The organism is Zooshikella ganghwensis DSM 15267 (assembly GCF_000428585.1).
Lineage (GTDB): Bacteria > Pseudomonadota > Gammaproteobacteria > Pseudomonadales > Zooshikellaceae > Zooshikella > Zooshikella ganghwensis.
This window is the reverse complement of record NZ_AUAF01000249.1, coordinates 1-4,216: the sequence shown is the minus strand read 5'-3', so window position 1 is coordinate 4,216 and position 4,216 is coordinate 1. Positions and strand designations below refer to the sequence as shown.

General features: G+C 39.2%; 5 protein-coding genes and 1 pseudogene. 2 read left to right on the top strand and 4 right to left on the bottom strand.

Annotated features, from left to right (window positions below; translation table 11 throughout):
• A pseudogene (locus tag F607_RS35330) lies at nucleotides 1–263 on the top strand (IS982 family transposase); the annotation flags it as partial.
• Between the two features lie 350 nt (nucleotides 264–613).
• On the opposite strand, the gene F607_RS0125225 reads toward F607_RS35330, so the two are convergent.
• The 4 genes from F607_RS0125225 to F607_RS35870 form a co-directional block, all read right to left on the bottom strand.
• Nucleotides 614–1,522, bottom strand: a complete 909-nt coding sequence (locus tag F607_RS0125225; protein WP_027710240.1) for a LysR family transcriptional regulator — start codon at nucleotides 1,520–1,522, stop codon at nucleotides 614–616.
• Nucleotides 1,523–1,796: 274 nt separating this feature from the next.
• Entirely contained in the window at nucleotides 1,797–2,366 is a 570-nt protein-coding gene (locus F607_RS0125220; RefSeq protein WP_027710239.1) for a flavodoxin family protein, read from the bottom strand.
• 317 nt (nucleotides 2,367–2,683) lie between these two features.
• A complete protein-coding gene (locus tag F607_RS35875; RefSeq protein WP_027710238.1) occupies nucleotides 2,684–3,034 on the bottom strand; it encodes a type 2 periplasmic-binding domain-containing protein in 351 nt (116 codons plus the stop codon).
• Nucleotides 3,031–3,474 carry a transporter substrate-binding domain-containing protein gene (locus F607_RS35870; RefSeq protein ID WP_027710237.1) on the bottom strand — a complete coding sequence of 148 codons (444 nt, stop codon included), beginning with the start codon at nucleotides 3,472–3,474 and terminating at the stop codon, nucleotides 3,031–3,033. The genes F607_RS35875 and F607_RS35870 overlap by 4 nt, the downstream gene beginning before the upstream one ends.
• Nucleotides 3,475–3,990: 516 nt before the next feature.
• Between F607_RS35870 and F607_RS0125205 the strand changes: the two genes are divergently transcribed.
• Nucleotides 3,991–4,216, top strand: a 226-nt coding sequence (locus F607_RS0125205; RefSeq protein ID WP_027710236.1) for a transposase, incomplete at its 3' end; no start/stop codon positions are given.

The window sequence follows — 4,216 nt, the reverse complement described above, 5'->3', positions numbered from 1 at the left end:
TACAATTAGAAACACCGGTCAGAGAAAACATGGTGGATCAACTCCCAGAGAAATGGAGGGGACAGTTAAACCGGGTCCGACGACGGGTTGAGACAACGATTGGTCAGCTTGTAAAAACGTTTAATATCCAACGAACAAAAGGTAGGACCTTATGGAGTCTGACGAATCGAATAAGTCGTAAATTGTTATCACACAGTTTATGTGTGTTACTCAATAGAAACGAAGGCAACGCTCCACTTCAGTTGGCTCAATTAATAGGCTAAAAAGTCGAGCATCGCGTTATACTAATATCATTTATCATTTCACTAATACAAAGCCTGCTAACATTGAGTAGGCTTTCCAGTTGAGCCGGAATTAACTGCTATATATACCCTTCGAGAATCAATTTTAGGGTTTGTTGCCTTCCCTCTGGGTATACGTTATATAATAGTAAACATGAAGGCACCAATGGTGTGGTGTTTATACCCTTCACGAATGATTTCTAGGTTTTGTTATCTTCACTCCTCACCCCAATCACCTATTAATATATACTCATGGGTAATATAGGCTCATGGGGCTTCGTCACTCGATGGTCGCATCTAAAAAACCATTCGTATTGGATATAGTATTGACACTATAGTGACTTACTATCTGAGACGGTCATATGTTGTGTCTGATAACGTAACTCGCCTATAAACGTTCGGGCTGCTGGACCAAGTTTATCTGCATCATTAAAGTTTAAAAAAAACGGTGTTGTTCTGTTTAAGCCTTGTGTAAGGTTAAGGGGGCGTAACAAACCTTTTTCGAGGTGTTGCCTAATACTTGCCTCTGGTAGCCACGCAAAACCAAAACCTTTACTGACTAAATCTATTGAGGTTCGTAAATGGCTGACTGTCCAGCGTTGTTCAGCACCTAGCCAACCGGAATTTTTGCTGGTGTTGATTGCAGAATCTCGAATAACAATTTGTCGGTGAGATTTGAGATCTTCATACTTCAGTTGGCGTCCTGTTGTATGCAAAGCATGTTCAGTGTGGGCAACGGCAATAAAATTTAATTGGTAAATTTCTTCATTCAAGCCGTTTGGCATAGGGTAAGGAGATAGGCCAATTTCTGCGTGACCTTGTTCAACTAGTTCATTTGCTCCAGATAGTATGGTTTCAATCAGTTCGATGCGTAGAAAGGGGTATTGAGCCGAAACCGTATCAAGGACATTAAAAAACTCTTCTTGAGGGAACGCAGCATCAACAGCGATATTGAGTTTGGACTCAATACCATGACTTAGTGTGCCAGCAATGGCCTCTAACTTTGCGGCTTCTTCAAGCAGATAGTTAGCCCGACGCAGCATAAGTTCTCCGGCTTCCGTCAATATTGTCTTGCGGCCTTTGGTTGTTAGTAGGGGGACTCCTAACACCTCTTCTAGCTTATGAACAGCATGATGAATAGTTGATTGACTTTTATGGATAATCGTTGCTGCCTGGTTAAAGCCGCCATAATCGACGACTGCTTTGAACATCCGCCATTGCTCAAGCGTTGTCTTAATCATTCTAGGGCCTGTTAACACTATTTGAATTTCACTGTTATGATGGTAAAAGCATTATTCTAGGCGCGAAGCGTGAAGTTTAGTAGTTCTAAATTAACAATGAGCAACAACGAGTAGTACTTTTACCGTCATAACCCTTCGGGCCGGGATTATTTTTCCACCTGGCGGTGTTACAAGTCATTTATGTAGAATGACTACACGGCATTCGTTGTAAGTTGCTAGGCGAAGTAAATAGTCTACGGCAGTGGTGATTCAAATAGTGTTAACAGGCCCTAAACTAGTGCCACCGTAATGATGCTTCCGCAACTCTCTTACCTAGTTGCTCTGCTGTTTTTAAGTCCCCTGAAGGAGGTGTTTGATCTGCAGGTAAGTTATCAGACTGAGCCATAGCACCGAGGTAGGCACCAATGCGGTTGACGGCTTCAGGGTGACCACTGGCAATGTCAGGGCTATTGGATTCGTTCATTTGGCCAAGTGAAACCCAGAGCATACTGTGTTGAGCGGCAAACGTTGTAAGCTGGACTAAACTGTTGAATTTGTCGCCACTCATACTACCAGAGTTAGTAAAACCAGCGGCTAATTTGTCTTTCCAGCCTTGATTAAACCAAACCTTCGATGAGGCATCCATAAATGCTTTAAATGGTGCTGAGAGTGACCCCATGTAAGTTGGTGCTCCAAAGATGATGGCATTATATGCATTGAGTTGTTCTGGATTGTCTGTGACGAGACCCACTTCAAATAGATCTGCAGATACACCCTTTACTGATGTTACACCGCTAACAACGGCTTTGGCTTGCACTTCTGTATGCCCAAACCCACTATGATAAACAATGGCTATTTTGGTCATTATGATATTTCCTTGTATATTACCTTTTCAGGGAGGTTATTGAATGGATAAAGATGGTGGTGAATCAATACGAGTTTGTTTAAGTTTGATAGAACAAAGATAGCATGGGCTGAAACAGCTGATAATTTCAATGTTTCGCTTAAACTGTTCGAAAAAGTTGGACATGTATACCCCATACGAATGGTTTTTAGGTGCGGCCATCGAGTGACGAAGTCCCATGAGCCTATATTAATAGGTGATTAGGGTGAGGAGTGAAGATAACAAAACCCAGAAATCATTCATGAAGGGTATATACTTTTAATGACTCATTAGGGTAGTTAATACCGACTGAGAATTTGCAAGTACTCTTTAGAATCCCGTAATTGAGCCATTAACGTCCAAATTTGCATTGCGGTCTCTGTATGCTCTTTGAAAAACTGATATGAGAATAATAAATAATAATCTTTGCTGATAATTGGAGGTTTAATTTTAATCACATCATTAAACCTTGGCTGGCTACGTTGTTGCTGACTTTCAATATTTGTATCTAAGTCAACAATAGCATCAACTCGACCACTAATAAGCATGTTTAAACTATTAAGAGAGCCTTTTGTTTCAATTAGGTTGTCAGAGTAAATACCTTTTTTATAAAGTTCAGAAATGATCGAATATCCTAATGTTACACTCACTCTTTTATTCTTAAGTAAATCATCAAAGTTTGTGATATTTGACTGAGGTATTGTGAAAATAGAGTATTGTTTCGCTTTGTTTGATCTAACATGTTATTTTTCATTGGGTAAACCCCAATTTTTAATCGCTCTATTTTAAAACTAGCATCAATAGTGCCATCAACTTTATTTGTATTTACAGCATGTAAACAACGCTTCCAGGGCATTTGTACGAAGTGGATCTTAAGTTCGAGTTTATTTGCCACTTTGTTCAGCATCTCAACGGTCACTCCTGGTTTATCTAATAAGTGATTACCCGTATTAAATGGTGGATTGGGCTCACTGTTATAGACTAAAGTAATAGTTTGACTTGTATTTGCTGTGGTTGATAAGCCTAGCAAAAGAAAAGTGGCGATAACTGACAAAAAATTAAACTTGATTACCTTAGCGAGTGCCTGCATTCAATCTTTCCTTGGGTTTATCGTGCTTTACCGAAAAAAAGATACTTTACAAACCATTTTAGCTCAAAGTTTGTATTTCGCTCATTGAGCATGCTGTAAATCCCCCTCTGGAGGCTTGACTGCTTTATCCTTGCGGTAAACAGTTCGATGTGGATCATTATGCTATTGTTTGCTATAAGGCTCCTATCAATGATTGAGTATAGCAATAAGTGGATTTAACCAGCTTGAGTAATTTCATTGCTTGATAGCTCAATTAGTACTTTTACAACACTTGCTGTTACTATCGAGAAAATTTACAAATTTTTTGCAAAGTATTCATATGTGAGTAAATTGGCTCTTTAATAGTTTTTCTAAAAAAAGACACCTACTTTATGAACAGTTTTAGCATAATTTTTGATGGTAAACTTTATAGGCTTAAGAAAAGAAGAGAGGTCGATAAAATAATGGGCACCTCTAAAAATTCTTATTGATGTATAATACATAGCAGCTGAGTAATAAGAAACGAGTGCTAGCAAAATGGTGCAACCAGGTTTTTTTGATCTGAAAGATCGTTATAACAAGCTGAATGAGCGTGACCCATTGGTGAGTCTTAGCGCCTTGATTGATTGGGAGCGCTTTAGGGCGACATTGAATAAAGTTCGTCAAAAGTCCCGAAAAAGCCAAGCGGGACGTAAACCATTTGATGTGGTGTTGATGTTTAAAGTATTAGTCCTTCAGCATTTATATAACTTATCAGATGATG

Coding starts and splice junctions, on each gene's coding strand:
- F607_RS0125225 (WP_027710240.1), bottom strand. CDS start 1,522: ATGATTAAGACAACGCTTGAGCAATGGCGGATGTTCAAAGCAGTCGTC.
- F607_RS0125220 (WP_027710239.1), bottom strand. CDS start 2,366: ATGACCAAAATAGCCATTGTTTATCATAGTGGGTTTGGGCATACAGAA.
- F607_RS35870 (WP_027710237.1), bottom strand. CDS start 3,474: ATGCAGGCACTCGCTAAGGTAATCAAGTTTAATTTTTTGTCAGTTATC.